Source organism: Pseudomonas sp. BF-RE-21 (genome assembly GCF_019947305.1).
In the GTDB taxonomy this organism is placed as follows: domain Bacteria; phylum Pseudomonadota; class Gammaproteobacteria; order Pseudomonadales; family Pseudomonadaceae; genus Aquipseudomonas; species Aquipseudomonas migulae.
The window spans coordinates 40,712-62,735 of sequence record NZ_JAGYGF010000034.1 but is presented as its reverse complement, the minus strand read 5'-3'; the positions used below and the strand labels follow the sequence as shown (position 1 = coordinate 62,735).

Below are 22,024 nucleotides of genomic sequence, written 5' to 3'. Positions count from 1 at the left end.
CGCCTCCACCGCCGCCGCCAAAACCACCACCGCCGAAACCACCACTCGAACCACCCGACCCGCCTCGGCCCGCCGGCAGAACCCCGAACATCTGCAAGACGAATATCGTCAGGATGAACAGCACCACCAGAAACACGAAAATCCCCGGGTGTCGGGAAACAAAATCACCGTCCTGATCGCCGCCCGACTCATAAATAGTCGACGGTTCATCCAGCGGGCTGCCGCCCAACACCACCAGCATCGCCGCGACCCCGTCGCTGATGCCCTTGCTGAAGTTACCGGCCTTGAACGCCGGGGTGATCACCTGATGGATGATCACCGAACTCTGCGCATCGGTCAGGCGATCTTCCAGGCCATAACCGACTTCAATCCGCAGCTTGCGCTCATCACGGGCGACGATCAGCAGCGCGCCATTGTTCTTGTCCTTCTGGCCGATGCCCCAATGGCGCCCGAGTTGGTAACCGAAGTCGGCAATCTCGGCGCCCTGCAAGTCCGGCAACGTCACCACCACCAACTGCTCGCCGGTGGCCTTTTCATGGGCATTGAGCTGTTGCGTCAGCTGCTCGCGCACCGACGGCTCGATCATCCCGGCGTTGTCCACCACCCGCCCGGTCAGCTCCGGAAACTTCAGCTCGGCCTGGGCCGTGGCAGCAAACACCCAAAGCAACAGCGCCAGGCCCACATTCAACACGCGCATTGGCAACCTCATCCGTGGTAATGCTTCTAGCCGGTCAGAACTTCACTTCAGGCGCTTTCTCGGCACCGGGGGTGGTGGCTTCAAAGGTTTCGCGGATCGGCAAGTCGCTGTACATCACGGTGTGCCACAAGCGGCCCGGGAAGGTGCGGATTTCGGTGTTGTAGTTCTGCACGGCGAGAATGAAATCCCGACGCGCCACGGCGATGCGATTCTCGGTGCCTTCCAGTTGCGATTGCAACGCCAGGAAATTCTGGTTGGCCTTGAGGTCCGGATAACGCTCGGACACCACCATCAAACGGCTCAAGGCACCGGTCAACTGATCCTGCGCCTGCTGGAACTGCTTGAGTTTCTCGGGGTTGTCGAGGGTGCTGGCATCCACCTGAATGGACGTCGCCTTGGCCCGGGCTTCGATCACCGCGGTCAGGGTTTCCTCCTCGTGTTTCGCATAGCCCTTGACGGTTTCCACCAGGTTGGGGATCAGGTCGGCGCGGCGCTGGTACTGGTTCTGCACCTGGCCCCAGGCGGCCTTGGCTTGTTCGTCGAGGGTCGGAATATTGTTGATGCCGCAACCGGCCAGCAACGTGGTCAGCAACATCAAGGCTGCGACCTGCAGGCTCGACCGAGTGTGATGTCGTACATTCATCTGGTTGACGCTCCCGTGCACATTCCGTTGAAAAAACAACCAGCAACCTCCTGACCGGACACTTCGGGCATAATCTGCCGCCGCTACTGGATTGCATCGAGCCAATGGGCTAAAAGATGCCCCTGCGCGAAAACACCGCGCAAGTGTGCCCGCATTTACCTGAACAACAATAGTCGCTCCCTAAATTTTGGCTGACCGGCGCGTATTCACTGCCGTTTGGGCTTTTGAGAAAACCATTCATGAAGAAGCTGTGTTTGCTGGGCCTGTTCGTCAGCCTGGCCAGTCATAACGTATTGGCCGCCACGACGCCCACACCTCTGGAAAACAAGGACGCTTTCATCAGCAACCTGATGAAGCAGATGACCCTCGATGAAAAAATCGGCCAGTTGCGCCTGATCAGCATCGGCCCGGAAATGCCTCGGGAGCTGATCCGCAAGGAAATTGCCGCCGGTAACATCGGCGGTACGTTCAACTCGATTACCCGCCCGGAAAACCGTCCGATGCAGGATGCGGCGATGCGCAGCCGGTTGAAGATCCCGATGTTCTTCGCCTACGACGTGATCCACGGCCACCGCACGATTTTCCCGATCCCTATTGCCCTCGCTTCGAGCTGGGACATGGACGCCATCGGCCTGTCCGGGCGCATCGCCGCCAAGGAAGCTTCGTCGGACGGCGTCGACCTCACTTTTGCGCCGATGGTCGACATCTCCCGCGACCCGCGCTGGGGCCGTACTTCCGAAGGTTTCGGTGAAGACACCTATCTGGTGTCGCGCATCGCCGGCGTGATGGTCAAGGCATTCCAGGGCGCCGGCGCGAACGCGGCCGACAGCATTATGGCCAGCGTCAAGCACTTCGCCTTGTATGGCGCGGTCGAGGGCGGTCGCGACTACAACGTCGTCGACATGAGCCCGGTCAAGATGTACCAGGATTACCTGCCACCGTACCGCGCCGCGATTGACGCCGGTGCCGGCGGGGTCATGGTCGCGTTGAACTCGATCAACGGCATACCGGCCACCGCCAACACCTGGCTGATGAACGACCTGTTGCGCAAGGAATGGGGCTTCAAAGGCCTGGCGGTCAGCGACCACGGGGCGATTTTCGAGCTGATCAAGCACGGCGTTGCCGCTGATGGCCGCGAAGCCGCGAAGCTGGCGATCAAGGCCGGCATTCATATGAGCATGAACGACACGCTCTACGGCAAGGAGCTGCCAGGGCTGCTCAAGGCCGGCGAGATCCAGCAGAGCGACATCGATAATGCCGTGCGCGCAGTGCTCGATGCCAAGTACGACATGGGCCTGTTCAAGGACCCGTACCTGCGCATCGGCAAGGCTGAAGATGATCCGGTCGACACTAACGCCGACAGCCGCCTGCACCGCGCCGAGGCCCGCGACGTTGCGCGCCGCAGCCTGGTGTTGCTGAAGAACCAGGGCGAAACCCTGCCGCTGAAGAAAACCGCGAAAATCATGCTGGTCGGTCCGTTGGCCAAGGCACCGATCGACATGATGGGCAGTTGGGCCGCCAACGGTCGCCCTGCGCAATCGGTGACACTGTTTGACGGTATGACCACCGCACTCGGTGCGCAGTCGACGCTGATCTACGCCCGTGGCGCCAACATCACCAGCGACAAGAAGGCGCTGGACTACCTGAACTTCCTCAACTTCGATGCCCCGGAAGTGGTCGATGACCCGCGCTCGGCGCAAGTGCTGATCGACGAAGCGGTGAAAGCCGCCAAGGATGCCGATGTGGTGGTGGCAGCCGTGGGCGAATCCCGTGGCATGTCCCACGAGTCCTCCAGCCGTACCGACCTGAATATTCCGGAAAACCAGCGTGAACTGATTCGCGCCTTGAAGGCCACTGGAAAACCACTGGTGCTGGTGTTGATGAACGGACGTCCGCTGTCGATTCTCCAGGAGAAGGAACAGGCTGACGCGATTCTGGAAACCTGGTTCAGCGGCACTGAAGGCGGCAACGCCATCGCCGACGTTTTGTTCGGCGACTACAACCCGTCGGGCAAACTGCCGATCACCTTCCCGCGTTCGGTGGGCCAGATTCCGACCTACTACAACCACCTGAGCATTGGCCGGCCGTTCACGCCGGGCAAACCGGGCAACTACACCTCGCAGTATTTCGATGACACCACCGGCCCCCTGTTTCCGTTCGGCTTCGGTCTGAGCTACACCGATTTCAGCCTGACCGACATGGCCCTGTCATCGACCACGCTGAACAAGACCGGCAAGCTCGACGCCAGCGTCATGGTGAAAAACACCGGCAAGCGCGACGGCGAAACCGTGGTGCAGTTGTACATCCAGGACGTGACCGGCTCGATGATCCGGCCACTGAAGGAACTGAAGAACTTCCAGAAAATCACGCTCAAGGCCGGCGAACAGAAAGTCGTGCACTTCACCATCACCGAGGATGACCTGAAGTTCTTCAACGCTCAGTTGAAGTACGCAGCAGAGCCAGGCAAGTTCAACGTGCAGATCGGCCTGGATTCCCAGGACGTGACGCAGCAGAGCTTCGAACTCCTGTAACCCTTCAAACGCCACAAAAACCTGTGGGAGCGGGCTTGCCCGCGATGGGGCCATAACATTTAACATCTACGTTGACTGTTAGGCCGCCATCGCGGGCAAGCCCGCTCCCACAATGGTTTGTGGCGTTCAGAAGTCCGTGGTTAGCCCCGTCGATCCAGCAGATTCACCACCAGCCGATCCACCCATCCCCAGATCCTCTGCTTCACCCGCCGCCACAGCGGCCGGCGTTGCCAGGCCTCCAGGCTCACTTCCTGGCTCAATGCGAAGTCCCGCTCGAAACTCGCCGCCACCGCACGCGTCAGCCCCGGGTCCAGCGCTTCAAGATTGGCTTCCAGGTTGAAACGCAGATTCCAGTGATCGAAGTTGCATGAGCCAATGCTCACCCAATCATCGACCAGCACCATTTTCAGGTGCAGGAAACACGGCTGGTATTCGAAGATCTGCACCCCGGCCTTGAGCAATCGCGGGTAGTAACGATGCCCGGCATAACGCACCGACGGGTGATCGGTGCGCGGACCGGTCAACAACAGACGCACATCAACGCCTCGAGCTGCCGCCCGGCGCAACGAGCGGCGGACTTTCCAGGTCGGCAGGAAATACGGTGTGGCCAGCCAGATTCGCTTTTGCCCGCTGTTAAGCGCACGAACCAGCGATTGCAGGATGTCGCGGTGCTGGCGGGCGTCGGCATACGCGACCCGGCCCATGCCCTCGCCCATCGGCGGCACACGGGGCAATCGCGGCAAACCGAAATGCGAGGCAGGTTTCCAGGCGCGGCGATGGCGGTTGGCGATCCATTGGCGATCGAACAACAACTGCCAGTCGATGACCAGAGGACCGGTGATTTCCACCATCACTTCGTGCCATTCGCTGGCGTCTTCGCCCGGCGTCCAGAACTCATCGGTGACACCGGTGCCGCCGACCACGGCCATGCTCTGATCGACCAGCAACAGCTTGCGATGATCGCGGTAGAAATTACCGACCCAGCGCCGCCAGCTCAGGCGATTGTAGAAGCGCAGCTCTACGCCGGCCGCCATCAGCCGCTGACGCAAGGTCAGGGTAAACGCGAGGCTGCCGTAATCATCGAACAGGCAGCGCACCCGCACGCCGCGCTCGGCGGCCTGGACCAGTGCCTGAACCATGGCCTCGGCACACGCGCCCGCCTCCACCAGGTACAGCTCCAGTTCGACTTGTTCCTCGGCGCGCGCAATCGCGACCAACATCCGCGGAAAGAACTGCGGACCGTCGATCAGCAGTTCGAAGCTGTTGCCTTCACGCCAGGGAAAAATCGCGCCGGCCATGTCAGCGCGCCGTGAAAATCAGTACCGCACCCACCGGCACCGACAGACTGATAGCCGACAACCCGGCGACCTTGCGCAAGCTGTCCAGCCCCGGCGCCAGATCAAAATCCTCGGCGTTGATCACCAGCGGTTCGAGCGTCACCACCTGAAAGCGCCGGTCATCGAGGCGAGTCGCCAACAGCTCGGCGTTGTACTCACGGGTTTTGCCGTGGAGGTTGACGGTGACCGGCAAGCGCAGTTCGAGTTGCGCGCCGGGGGCGAGGTCGTTGATCGGGCGCAAATCAATCTGCGCAGTGATCAACGCTTCGGGAAAGGTCTGGATCTCGAACAGCTCTTTGCGCATGCGTTCGTCACGCAAGGGGATGCCGCTGTTTATCGAATCCAGCTCGACTTCCACCTCGGCCAGGCCTTTGGGACTGACCTTGCCATGCAGCACCAGGAAGCGCTGCACTTCGGAAACATTGGCGTTTTTGGTGCTGACAAATGACAGCCGCGAGGATTCGCCGTCCAGGTACCAATTGGCCTGAGCCGACAAAGTAGCGCTGGCCAGCAGCACAAAGGCGAGGGTTTTGGTGAGGGACCGCTTGAACATAAAGACTCGTGGGGCAGATAAACCTGAACGAACCTTAACCGTCCGCGAGCGCATTGCAAACCGCGAAGATTGAAGACCACCCTTGTAGGAGCCCGGCTTGCCGGCGATGGCGTTCCTGAGATCGCCATCGCCAGCAAGCCGGCTCCTACAGGTTTGGCGTGAACCTTCAATTCTTGAGCACACCGCAAATCCGTAGGAGCCGGCTTGCTGGCGATGGCGTCCCTGAGATCGCCATCGCCGGCAAGCCGGCTCCTACAAAGACGACCTGTCAGGGTTGCAGGCGGCAGCCTTGGTGTTCGCCGATCCATTGCGCGCTGTTGCTGCGCCCCATGCCGCTGACCGTCACGCGTTTGCCGGCGGCGTCATCGGCAAAACCGCTGAAGGGCAGCCATTGCTTCACATAGCCACGGCAATACTCGGCGTCGTTGTTCATCACGTATCGGCACGAGCAGTATTCCTTGGCGGTGTAGGCGCTGATGATGTCCGGGAAGGCCCATAGCGCCACACGCTCGTGCCAGATCCAGCCAAGCAAGGCGATCAGCAGGATCAACAACAGTGAGCTGAACGGTCGGCGGCGGACAAACGGGCGACGGCTCATGGCTGCACCTTCCCGGCGAATGCCTTGCGCGCAAGGTTGAGCAATGCGTTGTGGCTGTAGCTACCGTCGCGGTCGTCGCCGTAGCGCACGATCACCAGTTTTTCGCTGGGGATCACATACATCGCCTGGCCCCAATGGCCAAGTGCGGCGAAGGTGTCGGGGGGTGCATCGGGCCAGGGTTGTGCGGCGCCATCCACGGCGCGGTTGAGCCACCACTGACCGCCTGGCACAGCGTCGTCCTGATTCGCTTGATAGTGAGCGAAGGGCTCGCGATTGAAGGTGACCCAGTCTTTGGGCAGCAATTGCCGGTCCCCCCAACGGCCGTCACGCGCCATCAACAGGCCGACTCGCGCCAGGTCGCGGGCGGTGAGGTAGGCATAGGACGAGGCAACGAAAGTGCCCGTGCCGTCGGTTTCCCACACCGCGTGACGAATCCCCAGCGGCTCGAACAGCGCGGACCATGGATAGTCGGGATAACGCGCAGGGCCGACGATGTTCTTCAGCGCCGCAGACAACAGATTGCTGTCGCCGCTGGAATAGCGAAAAGCCTGGCCGGGTTTGGCGTACTCGGCGTGATCAGTGGTGAAGGCGGCCATGTCGTGATGGCCGCGGGTGTAGAGCATCGCCACCACCGAGGACTTCAACGGTGCGTATTCATAGTCTTCCTGCCAGTCCAGGCCCGAGGCCCAGTGCAGCAGATCGGCCAGGGTGATCGCCGGGTGTTTTTCCAGCGCTGGATAGAACTTCAGCGCCGGGTCCTGCAATTTGAACAGGCCTTCGCCATAGGCGACGCCGAGCACCGTGGCCATGAGGCTCTTGCTGATCGACCAGGTCAGGTGCGGCGTGTCGGCGCTGGTCGGGCCGGCGTAGCGTTCGTAGATCAACTGACCGTCGCGGATCACCAGCAAGGCGTCGGTGCGGATGCCTTTTCGGCTGATGTCATCTCGGGGTGGGAAGGCGTAGGTTTCCAGGGCTTGCAGCGCCGGGCCGCTCGGGGTCGGGCCAGTCGACCATTGCTCGGCGGGCCAGGTTTCGGCCTGGGTCGAGAGGCTGAGCAACAGCAGCATGAAAAACAGGGACAAGCCTTTGAACATGGTGGGGGCTCGGCGGGATTGGCTTGCTGAGCCTAGTTGAGGTTTATGACAGATCTAAAATTTGTGTCGTCAATGAAGACGCCTTCGCGGGCAAGCCTCGCTCCTACGGATTGCACCGTCCCTGTAGGAGCGAGGCTTGCCCGCGAAGAGGCCCGTCAGATCGCCGCCAACGCCTTGGCCAACCGCTTGCCCCGCGCCCCCGCCGCCAAATCCATCACCGCCTGATCCCGCTGCCACATCGCCGCCCACTGTGGCGGGCCATCGGCCAATGCCTGGCTCACCTCAACCTTCAACCCGTCGAACTGCGCAAACAACCCGCCCAGCAACACATGCCCCGCCGGATTGTTCGGCGCCTGACGGCTCATTTCCGCACACCCGGCCAACAGCGCCAGCAAACGCAACTGCAAGGCCTGCGGCCAGTCGCTGTCCTGGCCGACGCCATACAACCACGCTGTCATCGCGCTCAACACATAGACGTCTTCCAGCGTTCTGAACGGTTTGACGTACGCATCCCAGCCATCCCCCGCCAGCAATTCACACAAGGCATGGTCGAGAAACAGCCGGCCATGACTGATGTCCGGCATCAGCGGGATCGGCGGGAGTTTTTCCAGGCGCACACCCGGCTCACCGGGATAAACCACCGCCAGGCTCAGGCGCGGCGACTCGCCAGGCGCTTCACTGCGCGCAGCGATCAGCAGCCAGTCGGCCGCATCGCCGGCGGTCACGAAATCCTTGCGTCCGCTCAGGCGCAGTTCGCTCAGGCGCGTCTGCATGTCCGCCACCCGCAGGCTGCGCTGTTCGGTCGCGCACAACGCGCCAAGACTCGGCGGCGCGCTCGGCCACAGCATGCGCAAAGCCGCCTGATAGCCCACCAGAAACGCCAGCCCCGGCGTCGCCATCAGGCGTCCACCGCCCACCGCCAACTCAAACGGCGTGACCGTGCCCAACTGCTGCAACAAGGTCGCGAAGCCTTCACCGAGGTCCGGATTGGCGGGCAAGCGATCGCGGCGTTTCAACAGGGTTTGCCAGGGCATAAGAGGCTCCTTGTGGGCTGTCATATAAGCATCACCAAAGCTTCATGGCGATGACACCGGGGCTACATAGCCTGACTTTGCACAACACGGCCGCATAAAGAAAGTCGATCGGCTCTAACCCAAGACGGGTGACCAGCCCGCACGGAGAATCGCAATGACTCAGATCGCCCGCATCAGCGACACCGGCAATGAACGCCGCCTGCAAGCCGAACGCCTGGTGGGCGCCGAGGCCTTGCAGGAAGCCCAGGCTTTGCGCTTCAACGTGTTCAGCGGCGAGTTCAACGCCAAGCTCAAAGGCGCGGAACTGGGTCTGGACATGGATGACTATGATGTTCACTGCGCCCACATCGGCGTGCGTGACCTGAACACCGGGCGCCTGGTGGCGACCACCCGTTTGCTCGACCACACCGCCGCCAGCAGCCTGGGCAAATTTTACAGCGAAGAAGAATTCAGCCTGCACGGCCTGATCCAACTCAAAGGCCCGATCCTCGAAATCGGCCGTACCTGTGTCGACCCGGCCTACCGCAACGGCGGCACCATCGCCGTGCTCTGGGGTGAACTGGCCGAAGTCCTGAACCAGGGCGGCTACAGTTATCTGATGGGTTGCGCGAGCATCCCGATGCAAGACGGCGGCATCCAGGCTCACGCGATCATGCAGCGTCTGCGCGAACGTTACCTGTGCACCGAGAACCTGCGCGCCGAACCGAAAAAACCGTTGCCGGTTCTGGACATCCCCTCCAACGTCATCGCCGAAATGCCGCCGCTGCTCAAGGCCTACATGCGCCTCGGTGCGAAGATTTGCGGCGAGCCGTGCTGGGACGAAGACTTCCAGGTCGCCGACGTGTTCATCCTGCTCAAACGCGACGAACTCTGCCCGCGCTACGCCAAACACTTCAAGGCGGCTGTGTAATGAGCCGCTTGCGGGTGTACGCGCGGATTGCGCGAGTGTTGGTCGTGGTGGCATTGGGGTTGAGCATGGCCAGTGTCTTCGGTTTGTTCGAGCGCTTGGGCATCGCCCATTCGATGGTCCGCCGTCAGCGCTGGTCGAGATTTTTCATGGCACGCCTGGCGAATGCCCTGCCCTTTCGCGTGACCGTGCACGGTGAATTGCCGAAGGAGCCGATGCTCTGGGTCAGCAACCACGTGTCCTGGACGGACATTCCGCTGCTGGGCATGCTCACGCCGATGTCATTCCTGTCCAAGGCCGAAGTGCGCACCTGGCCGGTAGCAGGTTGGTTGGCGGCCAAGGCCGGCAGCCTGTTTATCCGCCGTGGTTCGGGTGACAGTCAGTTGATCCGCAAACAGATGACGCGCCACCTGGAGCAAGCGCATCCGCTGCTGATGTTCCCGGAAGGCACCACCACCGATGGCCGTTCGTTGCGCACCTTCCATGGTCGCTTGCTGTCGGCGGCGATTGATTCGCAAGCGAAGCTGCAACCGTTGGCGATTCGTTACCTGCGCGAGGGTGAAATCGATTCGCTTGCGCCGTTCATTGGCGATGATGACTTGCTCTCGCACCTGATGCGCTTGTTTGCCAATGACCGGGGCGATGTGGAGATTCATCTGCTTAAGCCGATTGCCTGCGAAGGCCGGGAACGTGCGGCGCTGGCGTTCGAAGCGCAGCAGGCGGTGCAGAAGGTGTTGTTTGGCGAAGTGGCGAAACCGGCAGAGCCACGGCGCCACGGCGAACTCATCGCCGCGTAACACTGCCTTTCTGTAGGAGCGAGGCTTGCCCGCGAAGGGAACGCTGCGGTGTAACTGATATACCGCGTTATCGTTCTTCGCGGGCAAGCCTCGCTCCTACAGGTTTTGTGTCAGCGGTTCCGGGCGAAATCCTGAAGTTGAGGATAGAACAACCGAAAATCCTCGCTCAACGGCTCATACAACACCCGCAGCTCCTGCATCGCCGCCGCCAGTTCTTCAGGCCTGGTCAACCGCCGCGAAATCCCCCGCAGTACCTGCTCCAACACGTCGAATTCCCGGTAAGAACCCAACCAGTCATTCGCCACCATGTGCGGCGCAATCCTCGCCAGGCGTTCCGGTAATTGCGGCTCATTGGACAGCACCCGATACACATCGCCGGTGAACAGCGCCAACGGCCGGTCGGCATACAGCGTCCAGTCCCGCGCCAGGCAATGGTCAAAAAACACATCGAGCACGATCCCGGCATAACGCCGGCGGGTCAGGGAAAACCGCGACAACGCCACGTCCACCATCGGATGGCGGTCGGTAAACACGTCGATGCTGCGATGCAACTGGATAGCCGCCTCGATCTCCGGGTCGAACTGCCCTTGCAGCCGTCCTTTGACGAAATCGCCATACAGACTGCCGAGCAATTGACCGGGACGCTGGCCACCGAGGTGAAGATGTGCGAGATAGTTCATGCCGCCCAGCTTAACACTGCGGCATTCATATCGTTATAACCCGATATACCGATTTGCGCGGTCATCAGATCAAAATCATATTGGTATATCGCGAAATACCGATTTAAAGTTCGCTTCATCGCGATATAACGTTTTACTCATCACGAGCCCCAAGCCATGAACCTCGACCTCGACGAAATAATAAAAGCCCTGGCACACCCAGTACGGCGAGAAATCCTGCACTGGCTCAAAGACCCGGACGTCGAATTTCCCGACCAGACCCACAGCAACGAGCACGGCGTCTGCGCCGGGCAGATCGATCAACGGTGCGGTTTGTCGCAGTCCACGGTGTCCGCACACCTGGCGACCCTGCAACGCGCCGGCCTGATCAGCAGCCGCAAAGTCGGCCAGTGGCACTTTTTCAAACGCAACGAGGAAACCATCCAGGAATTCCTCAAAACCTTCAGCAAAGAGCTCTGACCCTTAAGCTGACAAGGAATCAACAATGCCCCTCTCGCTCCTCATCCTGGCCTTGAGCGCCTTCGCCATCGGCACCACCGAGTTCGTCATCATGGGCCTGCTGCCCGATGTGGCGGCCGACCTCGGTGTGTCGATCCCCGGTGCCGGCTGGCTGGTGACCGGTTACGCCCTGGGCGTGGCCATCGGTGCGCCGTTCATGGCACTGGCCACCGCCAGGCTGCCGCGCAAGGCCGCACTGGTGGCGTTGATGGGGATATTCATCATCGGCAATCTGCTCTGCGCAGTGGCCAGTGACTACAACGTGCTGATGTTCGCCCGAGTGGTGACTGCCCTCTGCCACGGTGCGTTCTTCGGTATCGGTTCGGTCGTGGCGGCAGGCTTGGTGCCAGCCAACAAACGCGCTTCGGCCGTGGCCCTGATGTTCACCGGCCTGACCCTGGCCAACGTCCTCGGCGTGCCGCTGGGCACAGCGCTGGGTCAACAAGCCGGCTGGCGCTCGACGTTCTGGGCGGTGACCGTTATCGGCGTAATCGCCTTGATCGGCCTGATCCGTTTCCTGCCGGCCAAGCGCGATGAAGAGAAACTCGACATGCGCGCCGAACTGCGTGCCCTCAAAGGCGCCGGCATCTGGCTGTCGTTGAGCATGACCGCGCTGTTCGCCGCGTCGGTGTTCACCTTGTTCACCTACGTCGCCCCGCTGCTGGGCGAGGTGACCGGCGTCTCGCCACGCGGCGTGACCTGGACCCTGATGCTCATCGGCCTGGGCCTGACGGTCGGCAACATCATCGGCGGCAAACTGGCCGACAAAGGCCTGGCGGCGACGCTGATCGGGGTGTTCATCAGCATGGCCGTGGTGTCCACCGTACTGACCTGGACCAGCGTTGCGCTGATCCCGACCGAAATCACCCTGTTCCTCTGGGCCACCGCGTGCTTTGCCGCCGTGCCCGCCCTGCAAGTGAACGTGGTGACCTACGGCAAGGCTGCACCGAACCTGGTCTCAACCCTGAACATCGGCGCCTTCAACGTCGGCAACGCACTCGGTGCCTGGGTCGGCGGCAGCGTCATCGCCCACGGCTACGGCCTGACCAGCGTGCCACTGGCGGCGGCCGCGCTGGCGGTACTCGCCCTGCTGGTGACCCTGATTACTTTCCGTCAGAGCGGTAATCCCGAACTGGCCCCTGCTACCAACAACTGACTCACTGATACCTCACGAGGGTGCATTTCATGACGACTATTTTCGATCCGATCAAACTGGGCGACCTCGAGTTGGCCAACCGCATCATCATGGCTCCGCTGACCCGCTGCCGCGCCGACGAAGGTCGTGTGCCGAACGCGCTGATGGCCGAGTACTACGTTCAACGCGCCTCGGCCGGCCTGATCCTCAGCGAAGCCACCTCGGTCACGCCGATGGGCGTTGGCTACCCGGACACCCCGGGCATCTGGTCCAACGATCAAGTGCGCGGCTGGACCAACGTCACCAAGGCGATCCACGGCGCGGGCGGCAAGATCTTCCTGCAACTGTGGCACGTCGGCCGGGTTTCCCACGAGTCGTACCTGAACGGCGAAAAACCGGTCGCTCCGAGCGCCATCCAGCCCAAAGGCCATGTCAGCCTGGTTCGCCCACTGGCCGATTACCCGACGCCGCGCGCCCTGGAAACCGCTGAAATCGCCGACATCGTCGACGCCTACCGCATCGGTGCCGAAAACGCCAAGGCCGCCGGTTTTGACGGCGTGGAAATCCACGGCGCCAACGGTTACCTGCTCGACCAGTTCCTGCAAAGCAGCACCAACCAGCGCACCGACCAATACGGCGGCTCCGTGGAAAACCGTGCTCGCCTGCTGTTGGAAGTGACCGATGCCGCCATCGAAGTCTGGGGCGCCGGCCGCGTTGGTGTGCACCTGGCACCGCGTGCCGACTCCCATGACATGGGTGACGACAACCTCGCCGAAACCTTCACCTACGTCGCTCGCGAACTGGGCAAACGTGGCATCGCGTTCATCTGCTCCCGCGAAAAAGAAGGCACCGACAGCCTCGGCCCGCAAATCAAGGAAGCCTTCGGCGGTCCGTACATCGTCAACGAACGCTTCACCAAGGACAGCGCCAACGCCTGGCTGGCCAGCGGCAAGGCTGACGCGGTCGCCTTCGGCGTGCCGTTCATTGCCAACCCGGATTTGCCGGCACGCTTGAAAGCCGATGCGCCGCTGAACGAAGCGCGTCCGGAGCTGTTCTACGGCAAGGGCCCGGTCGGCTACATCGACTACCCGGTAATGTAAGCTCCGTTTAAATAAAAAGCCCCGGGTAGAAACACCCGGGGTTTTTTATTTGGAAAACGCTAAACTAATGAAACAACATCTGTATTGCAACAGCACTTATAGCGGGGTTAATTTCAAACAACAACATAACCAACAAGTGATCTGAAATGGACAACTCCCCCGCAAACAAACTTGCTTTTACATTAACCCTTAGCAACTTCACAGACTCGATATTATGGCGCAACGACGTCATGCTGGACGATACCCCGCCAGCCTTCCCCTCCAAAATCATGCCACTGAGTACTCAGTTAATCGTCTTGGAAGGCAACCCACAATTGCCGCAAGGCATTAATATCGAATACGGCATCAGAAAAACCGTTTTCAGCGCTCAGGCCATTTACACCAATTACCGTCAGACGGTGCATATCAAAACGGCTTTTCAATACACGCACCGTAAACGCCTGAATCATCGGCGGCCGGAAGTTGATTTCTTCTGGGAACACAACGCGTTGTCCATTGGGGAAGTCCCCATTTTCAGCCAGTCTTTTCTTGAAGACACGAGCGATAACTATCCCTACAACTACAACATGCTGGCCGTCATCATGGATCGCTGAGCCGCAATCCACCCAGACCGGGAACCACGTGTTTGATCGAAAGGAATCGACATGAACGACATCAAAGAAACCAGTAACAAGTACGAAGATCTACTATCGTTTTTCAATTACACTTCCATTGGCACACTTTACAACCTGACACCACTACTATTCAGCGAAGAGAATCAGCAAGCACTGGATGAGTTGATCGGGATCGCCCAAGTGGAATTAATCGGCTACCTCGAAAAGATTGAATCAGAACGCGAGTTGAATCAGAAAATAGAACAGTGGCGACATCAAGATGAAAGCTCGAAAAACACTCGTGTGATCGTCAAACTCATTAACAACACACCGCACACGTTTAAAATCGCACAAACCAGCCTGCCTTTACACCCATCAGAGCGTGAGTCATTCCTGCTCCGGGCTCACGCAAAGACAGCATTCAAATCCGATTTTGCCTATACGTACGCCGCGCCGTGGCCGAAGAACAAAATCATGTTCAATCAGTTTGTGGATTTTATCGATCAGAACGTCGGGGTACGTTTTGACCTCGGCATGATCATGAACAAATCCTTCGGCGTTATTTCGCCAATACACAGGGCAACGGTAAAAAACACCGTCACCTCCATTGGCTCATCCAAAATCAATTGTTCCACCAAAATCACCCGCATGGCAGAGGATCAGCCTTTCAACTTCGAGGTGGAAATCACACTGGGCTGAAGCAGCGACCACTGGGGATCGCTCTTGGCTTTTCACATCTGCGACACAAATTTCCTACAAAATACGTAGCTCGCTACCTGTCATCCCGGAGCGCGTCCCTATATAAAAGCACCCCAGTACGCCAACGCGGGCGAAGAGTTGATCTTCGCCCGCGTCTATTGACATAAACGGATCCAATTACGCATGTTGCTTCACTTTCGCAGGCTGGGACTGAAACGCAGCATGTCCAGCCCGGTATCGACCCAACGCTCGGCATCGATATGCAGTTCAAAGCTGTCCGGCGCGAGCAACCATTGGTACAGCAGGCCATCTATATAGGCATGAATGCTGATGGCCGCACGGGCGGTGTCGAGATTTTCCGGCAACTGCCCGCGATTCACGGCATTACGCAAGGTCAGGCCAATGCGCGTGTTGCATTCGAGGCTGGCCGTTCGGCGCTGCTGGCGCAGATCGCACATTTCATCGGTGAATTCGCACTTATGAAACAGAATCTCGTTGATGCGCCGGGTCTTGGGGTCCAGCGCAACTTCATGAAACAAATGAATCAGCAGCCGACGCATGCAGCCCAGCGGATCGAGCTCGTCTTCGCTCTCCGCGGCTTTGGCCAGCTCATCAAGGGGCTCATGCAAGCTGTCGAGCATGGCCTGCACCAGATCGGCCTTGTTGCTGAAATGCCAGTAGATGGCGCCACGGGTGACGCCGGCCAGGGTTGCGATGTCCGCCAGCGTCGTGCGGGCCACGCCCCGCTCGAAAAAGGCTTTTTCGGCCGCCTCGAGTATCTGGCTGCGGGTTTCTTGAGCTTCCTCTTTGGTGCGACGGACCATGGCAGTACAACCTCAATCAGGATGCTTCAGCGATGTCTGAATATCAGCTGAATAAAAGTGGGGCGAGCGCTCTTGGGACTCGTCCCCGGGCCTACAATTCCAACCTTGCGACGGCCTCTGTAACAGCGAGGGTACACAGCCAAGGTATTTACAAACAACCGTGAATGTAAGTATATTCCTTAGCAAGCTACTTATCCACCCGGTACCCAATTTTTAACCTTCCATCTTTTCTTGTGCGTTTTTTTGCGCGCCTGACCCGAGGATTTTCATGCAATTCAAGCCAGCTGTTACCGCTCTGGTCACTGCCGTCGCCTTGGCATCGCTGCTCAGCGGATGCAAAAAGGAAGAAGCGGCACCGGCCGCTCCACCGCCTCAGGTCGGCGTCGTCACCCTGCAACCTCAAGCCTTCACCCTGACGTCCGAGCTGCCGGGCCGCACCAGCGCCTACCGCATCGCGGAAGTTCGCCCGCAGGTCAACGGCATCATTCTCAAACGTCTGTTCAAGGAAGGCGGCGACGTCAAGGCCGGCCAACAGCTGTATCAGATCGATCCAGCCGTCTATGAAGCCACGCTGAAAAGTGCCGAAGCCAACCTGCAACAGACCAAGTCGATCTCCGATCGCTACAAGCAACTGGTCAACGAACAGGCTGTGAGCCGTCAGGAATACGACACCGCACAGGCCAACCGCCTGCAATCGGAAGCCGCCCTGCAAAGCGCCCAGATCAATGTGCGCTACACCAAGGTCTATGCGCCACTGTCCGGTCGCATCGGTCGTTCCAGCGTGACCGAAGGCGCACTGGTCACCAGTGGCCAGGCGGACGCCATGGCGGTGATCCAGCAACTCGACCCGATCTACGTCGATGTCACCCAGTCCTCGGTAGAGCTGCTTGAACTGCGCCGCGAACTGGAAAGCGGTCGTCTGCAAAAGGCCGGCGACAACTCGGCGGCGGTCAAGCTGACCCTCGAAGACGGCAGCCAGTACAAGCTCGACGGCAAGCTCGAATTCTCCGAAGTCTCGGTTGACCAGACCACCGGTTCCGTGACCCTGCGTGCGGTGTTCCCGAACCCTGATCACACCCTGTTGCCCGGCATGTTCGTTCACGCCCAGCTTCAGGCCGGCGTGAATGCAGCCGCCATCCTGGCGCCGCAACAAGGCGTGACCCGCGACCTCAAAGGCTCCCCGACCGCGCTGGTCGTCGGTGCGGACAACAAGGTCGAACTGCGTCAGCTCAAGGCCAGCCGCACTGTCGGCAGCCAGTGGCTGATCGAGGACGGCCTGAAAGCCGGCGATCGCCTGATCACCGAAGGGCTGCAATTCGTCAAACCTGGCATTGAAGTCAAGGCCACTGAGGCGACTAACGTTGGCGCAAAGAACCCGGCCCCCGCACAGGCAGCTAACAAGGCTTCCAGCGGCAAAGGGGAGTAAACCATGTCGAAATTTTTTATCGACCGTCCGATTTTCGCCTGGGTAATTGCCCTGGTGATCATGCTGGTCGGGGCTCTATCGATCCTCAAGTTGCCGATCAACCAGTACCCGAGCATTGCGCCTCCGGCGATCGCCATTTCCGTGGCTTACCCGGGCGCTTCCGCGCAAACCGTGCAAGACACCGTGGTTCAGGTGATCGAGCAGCAGCTCAACGGTATCGACAACCTGCGTTATGTGTCCTCGGAAAGTAACTCCGACGGCACCATGACGATCACCGCGACCTTCGAGCAAGGCACCAACTCCGATACCGCGCAGGTTCAGGTCCAGAACAAACTGAACCTGGCCACCCCGCTGCTGCCGCAAGAAGTACAGCAGCAAGGTATCCGTGTGACCAAGGCCGTGAAGAACTTCCTGCTGGTGATCGGCGTGGTCTCGCGTGACGGCAGCATGACCAAGGACGACCTGTCCAACTACATCGTGTCCAACATGCAGGATCCGATCTCGCGGACAGCCGGCGTGGGCGACTTCCAGGTGTTCGGTTCCCAGTACGCCATGCGTATCTGGCTCGACCCGGCCAAGTTGAACAACTTCAACCTGACCCCGATTGACGTCAAAACCGCCATCGCCGCGCAAAACGTCCAGGTATCGTCCGGCCAGCTCGGCGGCCTGCCTGCCCTGCCCGGCACTCAGTTGAACGCGACGATCATCGGCAAGACCCGCCTGCAGACCGCTGAGCAATTCAACAGAATCCTGCTCAAGGTCAACAAGGACGGCTCCCAGGTTCGCTTGAAAGATGTCGCCGACGTCGGTCTGGGTGGCGAGAACTACAGCATCAACGCCCAGTTCAACGGCGCCCCGGCTTCCGGCCTGGCGGTGAAACTGGCCAACGGTGCCAACGCCCTCGACACCGCGAAAGCGCTGCGCAAGACCATTGACAGCCTCAAGCCGTTCTTCCCGCAAGGGATGGAAGTGGTGTTCCCGTACGACACCACGCCAGTGGTGACCGAGTCGATCAAGGGTGTGGTGGAAACCCTGGTCGAAGCGATCGTGCTGGTGTTCCTGGTGATGTTCCTGTTCCTGCAGAACTTCCGCGCCACCGTCATCACCACGATGACCGTGCCGGTGGTATTGCTGGGTACGTTCGGCATCCTCGCGGCGTTCGGTTTCAGCATCAACACCCTGACCATGTTCGGTATGGTGTTGGCCATCGGCCTGCTGGTGGACGATGCCATCGTCGTGGTGGAAAACGTCGAACGGGTCATGAGCGAAGAAGGCCTGTCACCCAAGGAGGCCACCAAGAAATCCATGGGGCAGATCCAGGGTGCGCTGGTCGGTATTGCCCTGGTGCTCTCGGCGGTACTGTTGCCGATGGCGTTCTTCGGCGGTTCCACGGGTGTGATCTACAAGCAGTTCTCGATCACCATCGTCTCGGCCATGGCCCTGTCGGTACTGGTCGCGCTGATCTTCACTCCGGCGCTCTGCGCCACCATGCTCAAAGCCATTCCCAAGGGCGAGCATGGCGTGCCGAAACGCGGCTTCTTCGGCTGGTTCAACCGCAACTTCGACCGTAGCGTGAAAAGCTACGAGCGTGGCGTCGGCAACATTCTGCGCAACAAGGCGCCGTACCTGCTGGCCTACGTGATCATCGTCATCGGCATGATCTGGTTGTTCATGCGTATTCCTTCCTCGTTCCTCCCGGAGGAAGACCAGGGCGTACTGTTTGCTCAAGTGCAGACCCCGGCCGGCTCGACTGCCCAGCGCACTCAGGTCGTCGTGGACGAGATGCGTGAATTCCTGCTGCGTCCAAGCAAGGATGGCGGTGAAGGCGATGCGGTGAACTCGGTGTTTACCGTGACCGGCTTCAACTTCGCCGGCCGTGGCCAGAGTTCGGGTATGGCGTTCATCATGATGAGGCCGTGGCACGAACGTAACGCCGACAACAACGTGTTCAAAGTCGCGGCCCGTGCGCAACAGCACTTCTTCACCTTCCGTGACGCCATGGTGTTCGCTTTCGCACCGCCAGCGGTGCTGGAGCTGGGTAACGCCACCGGTTTCGACGTGTTCCTGCAAGACCGCGCCGGTATCGGTCACGAAAAGCTGATGGCTGCCCGTAACCAGTTCCTCGGCATGGCGGCGCAGAGCAAAGTGCTGGCGCAAGTACGCCCGAACGGTCTGAACGACGAGCCGCAATTCCAGTTGGAAATCGACGACGAGAAGGCCAGTGCGCTGGGCGTTACCATCGCCGACATCAACAACACCTTGTCGATTGCCTTGGGCAGTAGCTATGTGAACGACTTCATCGACCGTGGTCGTGTGAAGAAGGTTTACGTGCAAGGCCAGCCCGGCGCGCGCATGAGCCCTGAAGACCTGAAGAAGTGGTACGTGCGCAACAGCACCGGAACCATGGTTCCCTTCACCGCGTTTGCCAAGGGTGAGTGGATTTACGGTTCGCCAAAACTGGCCCGTTACAACGGCGTAGAAGCGATGGAAATCCTCGGCTCCCCTGCCCCGGGTTATTCCACCGGTGAAGCCATGGCCGAAGTCGAGGCGCTTGCCCTGAAACTGCCGGCCGGTGTCGGTATTTCCTGGACCGGTCTGTCGTATGAAGAACGACTGGCGGGCTCCCAGGCGCCTGCACTGTTCGCGCTGTCGATTCTGATGGTGTTCCTGTGCCTGGCGGCGTTGTATGAAAGCTGGTCGATTCCGATTGCCGTGGTGCTCGTGGTGCCACTGGGGATTATCGGTGCGTTGATGGCCACCAGCCTGCGGGGTCTGTCCAACGACGTGTACTTCCTCGTGGGTCTGTTGACCACCATCGGTCTGGCGGCGAAAAACGCCATTCTGATCGTCGAGTTCGCCAAGGATCTGCATGAACAGGGCAAGAGCTTGCAGGAGGCTGCCATCGAGGCTTGCCGCATGCGTTTGCGCCCGATCATCATGACCTCCCTGGCGTTCATTCTCGGCGTAGTGCCGCTGGCCATTTCCAGCGGCGCCGGCTCGGGCAGCCAACACGCCATCGGTACCGTGGTAATTGGCGGTATGATCACCGCCACCGTATTGGCGATCTTCTGGGTCCCGTTGTTCTTCGTCACCGTGTCGGCCATGGGTCAGCGAAAAATCGCCGATCAGGACGACGCTATTGAACCTTCTAAAGAGGCTGGCTAATGAGCAAGTCGCTACTCTCCATCGCAGTCGCGGCCTTCGTGCTGAGCGGCTGCTCGCTGATACCCGATTATCAGCAGCCTGAAGCGCCGGTGGCCGCCCAGTACCCGCAAGGCCCGGCGTATTCGCCGGCCCAGGCGCCGAACCAGGCCGCCGCTGAACAGGGCTGGAAGCAGTTTTTCCATGACCCTGCGCTGCAGCAGCTGATCCAGCTATCCCTGGAAAACAACCGTGACCTACGTGTCGCGGCGCTGAACATCGACGCGTTCGCTGCGCAATACCGCATCTCGCGTGCCGACCTGTTCCCGGCGGTTTCGGCCAACGGTACCGGCAGCCGTCAGCGGGTTCCGGCTGACGCTTCGCAGAGCGGTCAGGCAGGCATCACCAGTTCCTACTCGGCCACCGTCGGCATCAGCGCCTATGAACTCGACCTGTTTGGTCGGGTTCGCAGCCTGAACGAAGAAGCCCTGCAAAAATACTTCGCCACCGAAGAAGGCCGTCGCAGCACACAAATCAGCCTGGTGGCCAGCGTGGCGAATGCCTACCTGACCTGGCAGGCCGATAAAGAGCTGCGCAAGCTGACTCAGGACACCCTCGCTGCGTTCGAGGAGAGCTACAAGCTCACCGCGCGCAGCAACGAAGTGGGCGTAGCCTCGGCGCTGGACCTGGCGCAGTCGCGCACCTCGGTAGAAAACGCCCGTGCGCAACTGGCCCGTTACACCCGCCAGGTCGCCCAGGATGAAAACAGCCTGGTGCTGCTGCTCGGCACCGGCATCCCGGCCAATCTGCGAGAAGCCAGGCCGCTGTCTGACGATTTGCTGAGCGACGTACCGCCCGGCCTGCCGTCGGATCTGCTGCAACGTCGTCCGGACATTCTGCAAGCCGAATACAACCTGAAAGCGGCCAACGCCAACATCGGCGCGGCGCGTGCAGCGTTCTTCCCGAGCATCAGCCTCACCGCCAATGCCGGTACGTTGAGCCCGGACCTGTCCGGTCTGTTCAAGGGTGGTTCGGGCACGTGGTTGTTCCAGCCGCAAATCAACCTGCCGATCTTCAACGCCGGCAGCCTGCGCGCCAGCCTGGATTACTCGAAAATCCAGAAAGACATCGGCGTGGCGAACTACGAGAAGTCCATTCAAACGGCCTTCCAGGAAGTCGCCGACGGCCTGGCCGCCCGCCAGACCTACACCGAGCAGTTGCAGGCCCAGCGTGATTTCGTCACCGCCAACCAGGACTACTACCGTCTGGCGGAGCGTCGTTATCGCATCGGCGTCGACAGCAACCTGACCTTCCTCGATGCCCAGCGTCAGCTGTTCAGTGCCCAACAGGCGCTGATCACCGACCGCCTGGCGCAACTGACCAGCGCCGTGAATCTGTACAAGGCACTGGGCGGTGGCTGGAACGAGCAGACAGCAAAAGTCGAGCCGCTGAAAGAAGAAGCGCCGAAGCTGAAGTTGTTCTGATCGAATTGCTGTAAACACGAAGCCCACCGTTTGGTGGGCTTTTTGTTGTCTGCTGGAAAGTTGTGGTGTCTGTTATGGCCCCTTCGTCGGAATGCCGCCCAGACCAAGCCCGCTCCTACAGGTTGCGTGTCGATCACAAAATGTGTGAACCACGCTAACCCGTAGGAGCGGGCTTGGTCTGGGCGGCATTCCGACGAAGGGGCCAATATTAACAACACAAAAACCCAGCAAATGTTGCGTTCGATAATCGCCC

General features: G+C 60.1%; 20 protein-coding genes. 11 read left to right on the top strand and 9 right to left on the bottom strand.

Translation table 11 applies throughout. From position 1 onward, the window contains the following. The coding region (locus tag KGB25_RS20300; RefSeq protein ID WP_223436434.1) for a TPM domain-containing protein at positions 1–697 on the bottom strand (697 nt) is incomplete at its 3' end. 34 nt (positions 698–731) lie between these two features. Beyond that, positions 732–1,340 (bottom strand): LemA family protein, encoded by a 609-nt coding sequence (locus KGB25_RS20295; RefSeq protein WP_008025694.1) that lies wholly within the window; start codon positions 1,338–1,340, stop codon positions 732–734. Between the two features lie 239 nt (positions 1,341–1,579). On the opposite strand from KGB25_RS20295, the gene bglX reads away from it, so the two are divergent. Then, entirely contained in the window at positions 1,580–3,871 is a 2,292-nt protein-coding gene (gene bglX / locus KGB25_RS20290) for a beta-glucosidase BglX (RefSeq protein WP_223436432.1), read from the top strand. 140 nt (positions 3,872–4,011) lie between these two features. On the opposite strand, the gene KGB25_RS20285 is transcribed toward bglX, so the two are convergent. The 5 genes from KGB25_RS20285 to KGB25_RS20265 all read right to left on the bottom strand — a co-directional run bounded on the left by KGB25_RS20285 (position 4,012) and on the right by KGB25_RS20265 (position 8,487). Next, positions 4,012–5,169 carry a phospholipase D-like domain-containing protein gene (locus tag KGB25_RS20285; RefSeq protein WP_223436430.1) on the bottom strand — a complete coding sequence of 386 codons (1,158 nt, stop codon included), beginning with the start codon at positions 5,167–5,169 and terminating at the stop codon, positions 4,012–4,014. A gap of 1 nt (position 5,170) precedes the next feature. After that, positions 5,171–5,761 carry a YceI family protein gene (locus KGB25_RS20280; protein ID WP_223436427.1) on the bottom strand — a complete coding sequence of 197 codons (591 nt, stop codon included), beginning with the start codon at positions 5,759–5,761 and terminating at the stop codon, positions 5,171–5,173. A gap of 268 nt (positions 5,762–6,029) precedes the next feature. Continuing rightward, the gene (locus KGB25_RS20275; RefSeq protein WP_008039483.1) at positions 6,030–6,359 is read right to left on the bottom strand and encodes a hypothetical protein; all 330 of its coding nucleotides are present in this window, start codon (positions 6,357–6,359) and stop codon (positions 6,030–6,032) included. Then, the gene (locus KGB25_RS20270; RefSeq protein WP_223436425.1) at positions 6,356–7,453 is read right to left on the bottom strand and encodes a serine hydrolase domain-containing protein; all 1,098 of its coding nucleotides are present in this window, start codon (positions 7,451–7,453) and stop codon (positions 6,356–6,358) included. Before KGB25_RS20270 ends, KGB25_RS20275 begins: the two co-directional genes overlap by 4 nt. A 155-nt stretch (positions 7,454–7,608) precedes the next feature. Beyond that, positions 7,609–8,487 carry an acyl-CoA dehydrogenase family protein gene (locus KGB25_RS20265; RefSeq protein WP_223436422.1) on the bottom strand — a complete coding sequence of 293 codons (879 nt, stop codon included), beginning with the start codon at positions 8,485–8,487 and terminating at the stop codon, positions 7,609–7,611. Positions 8,488–8,641: 154 nt separating this feature from the next. On the opposite strand from KGB25_RS20265, the gene olsB reads away from it, so the two are divergent. Together olsB and KGB25_RS20255 are read left to right on the top strand one after the other, a co-directional pair. After that, a complete protein-coding gene (olsB, locus tag KGB25_RS20260; protein ID WP_008025682.1) occupies positions 8,642–9,397 on the top strand; it encodes an L-ornithine N(alpha)-acyltransferase in 756 nt (251 codons plus the stop codon). Further along, complete coding sequence (locus tag KGB25_RS20255; RefSeq protein ID WP_223436421.1) at positions 9,397–10,191, top strand: lysophospholipid acyltransferase family protein; 795 nt, start codon at positions 9,397–9,399, stop codon at positions 10,189–10,191. The genes olsB and KGB25_RS20255 overlap by 1 nt, the downstream gene beginning before the upstream one ends. Before the next feature lie 110 nt (positions 10,192–10,301). On the opposite strand, the gene KGB25_RS20250 is transcribed toward KGB25_RS20255, so the two are convergent. Further along, the gene (locus tag KGB25_RS20250) at positions 10,302–10,871 is read right to left on the bottom strand and encodes an ACP phosphodiesterase (protein ID WP_008039479.1); all 570 of its coding nucleotides are present in this window, start codon (positions 10,869–10,871) and stop codon (positions 10,302–10,304) included. 156 nt (positions 10,872–11,027) lie between these two features. Between KGB25_RS20250 and KGB25_RS20245 the strand changes: the two genes are divergently transcribed. From KGB25_RS20245 to KGB25_RS20225, 5 genes are all read left to right on the top strand, one after another. Then, on the top strand, positions 11,028–11,330 hold the full coding sequence (locus KGB25_RS20245) for an ArsR/SmtB family transcription factor (RefSeq protein ID WP_008025677.1): 303 nt from the start codon (positions 11,028–11,030) through the stop codon (positions 11,328–11,330). A gap of 25 nt (positions 11,331–11,355) precedes the next feature. Further along, positions 11,356–12,525 carry an MFS transporter gene (locus tag KGB25_RS20240; protein ID WP_008039463.1) on the top strand — a complete coding sequence of 390 codons (1,170 nt, stop codon included), beginning with the start codon at positions 11,356–11,358 and terminating at the stop codon, positions 12,523–12,525. 29 nt (positions 12,526–12,554) lie between these two features. Next, complete coding sequence (locus KGB25_RS20235; protein ID WP_008039461.1) at positions 12,555–13,604, top strand: alkene reductase; 1,050 nt, start codon at positions 12,555–12,557, stop codon at positions 13,602–13,604. Between the two features lie 146 nt (positions 13,605–13,750). Then, positions 13,751–14,197: a hypothetical protein gene (locus tag KGB25_RS20230; protein WP_223436419.1), complete on the top strand. Its 447-nt coding sequence runs from the start codon at positions 13,751–13,753 to the stop codon at positions 14,195–14,197. Positions 14,198–14,248: 51 nt separating this feature from the next. Next, on the top strand, positions 14,249–14,896 hold the full coding sequence (locus KGB25_RS20225) for a hypothetical protein (RefSeq protein WP_207286341.1): 648 nt from the start codon (positions 14,249–14,251) through the stop codon (positions 14,894–14,896). Positions 14,897–15,087: 191 nt separating this feature from the next. On the opposite strand, the gene emhR is transcribed toward KGB25_RS20225, so the two are convergent. Then, entirely contained in the window at positions 15,088–15,720 is a 633-nt protein-coding gene (emhR, locus tag KGB25_RS20220) for an efflux system transcriptional repressor EmhR (protein ID WP_223436417.1), read from the bottom strand. Between the two features lie 268 nt (positions 15,721–15,988). Between emhR and emhA the strand changes: the two genes are divergently transcribed. The 3 genes from emhA to emhC are packed head-to-tail and all read left to right on the top strand — an operon-like array spanning position 15,989 to position 21,771. Next, the gene (emhA, locus tag KGB25_RS20215) at positions 15,989–17,146 is read left to right on the top strand and encodes an efflux RND transporter periplasmic adaptor subunit EmhA (RefSeq protein ID WP_008025666.1); all 1,158 of its coding nucleotides are present in this window, start codon (positions 15,989–15,991) and stop codon (positions 17,144–17,146) included. Positions 17,147–17,149: 3 nt separating this feature from the next. Continuing rightward, entirely contained in the window at positions 17,150–20,311 is a 3,162-nt protein-coding gene (gene emhB, locus KGB25_RS20210) for an efflux RND transporter permease subunit EmhB (RefSeq protein ID WP_008039452.1), read from the top strand. Further along, a complete protein-coding gene (emhC, locus tag KGB25_RS20205) occupies positions 20,311–21,771 on the top strand; it encodes an efflux RND transporter outer membrane subunit EmhC (protein WP_192228652.1) in 1,461 nt (486 codons plus the stop codon). Before emhB ends, emhC begins: the two co-directional genes overlap by 1 nt. Positions 21,772–22,024 lie beyond the last annotated feature (253 nt).

Excerpts from the sequence above, each read along its gene's own strand:
- KGB25_RS20280 (WP_223436427.1), bottom strand. The coding sequence starts at position 5,761 with ATGTTCAAGCGGTCCCTCACCAAAACCCTCGCCTTTGTGCTGCTGGCC.
- KGB25_RS20265 (WP_223436422.1), bottom strand. The coding sequence starts at position 8,487 with ATGCCCTGGCAAACCCTGTTGAAACGCCGCGATCGCTTGCCCGCCAAT.
- emhR (WP_223436417.1), bottom strand. The coding sequence starts at position 15,720 with ATGGTCCGTCGCACCAAAGAGGAAGCTCAAGAAACCCGCAGCCAGATA.
- bglX (WP_223436432.1), top strand. The coding sequence starts at position 1,580 with ATGAAGAAGCTGTGTTTGCTGGGCCTGTTCGTCAGCCTGGCCAGTCAT.
- KGB25_RS20245 (WP_008025677.1), top strand. The coding sequence starts at position 11,028 with ATGAACCTCGACCTCGACGAAATAATAAAAGCCCTGGCACACCCAGTA.
- KGB25_RS20270 (WP_223436425.1), bottom strand. The coding sequence starts at position 7,453 with ATGTTCAAAGGCTTGTCCCTGTTTTTCATGCTGCTGTTGCTCAGCCTC.
- KGB25_RS20295 (WP_008025694.1), bottom strand. The coding sequence starts at position 1,340 with ATGAATGTACGACATCACACTCGGTCGAGCCTGCAGGTCGCAGCCTTG.
- olsB (WP_008025682.1), top strand. The coding sequence starts at position 8,642 with ATGACTCAGATCGCCCGCATCAGCGACACCGGCAATGAACGCCGCCTG.
- KGB25_RS20250 (WP_008039479.1), bottom strand. The coding sequence starts at position 10,871 with ATGAACTATCTCGCACATCTTCACCTCGGTGGCCAGCGTCCCGGTCAA.
- emhC (WP_192228652.1), top strand. The coding sequence starts at position 20,311 with ATGAGCAAGTCGCTACTCTCCATCGCAGTCGCGGCCTTCGTGCTGAGC.
- emhB (WP_008039452.1), top strand. The coding sequence starts at position 17,150 with ATGTCGAAATTTTTTATCGACCGTCCGATTTTCGCCTGGGTAATTGCC.
- KGB25_RS20255 (WP_223436421.1), top strand. The coding sequence starts at position 9,397 with ATGAGCCGCTTGCGGGTGTACGCGCGGATTGCGCGAGTGTTGGTCGTG.
- KGB25_RS20240 (WP_008039463.1), top strand. The coding sequence starts at position 11,356 with ATGCCCCTCTCGCTCCTCATCCTGGCCTTGAGCGCCTTCGCCATCGGC.
- KGB25_RS20285 (WP_223436430.1), bottom strand. The coding sequence starts at position 5,169 with ATGGCCGGCGCGATTTTTCCCTGGCGTGAAGGCAACAGCTTCGAACTG.
- KGB25_RS20275 (WP_008039483.1), bottom strand. The coding sequence starts at position 6,359 with ATGAGCCGTCGCCCGTTTGTCCGCCGCCGACCGTTCAGCTCACTGTTG.
- emhA (WP_008025666.1), top strand. The coding sequence starts at position 15,989 with ATGCAATTCAAGCCAGCTGTTACCGCTCTGGTCACTGCCGTCGCCTTG.
- KGB25_RS20225 (WP_207286341.1), top strand. The coding sequence starts at position 14,249 with ATGAACGACATCAAAGAAACCAGTAACAAGTACGAAGATCTACTATCG.
- KGB25_RS20230 (WP_223436419.1), top strand. The coding sequence starts at position 13,751 with ATGGACAACTCCCCCGCAAACAAACTTGCTTTTACATTAACCCTTAGC.
- KGB25_RS20235 (WP_008039461.1), top strand. The coding sequence starts at position 12,555 with ATGACGACTATTTTCGATCCGATCAAACTGGGCGACCTCGAGTTGGCC.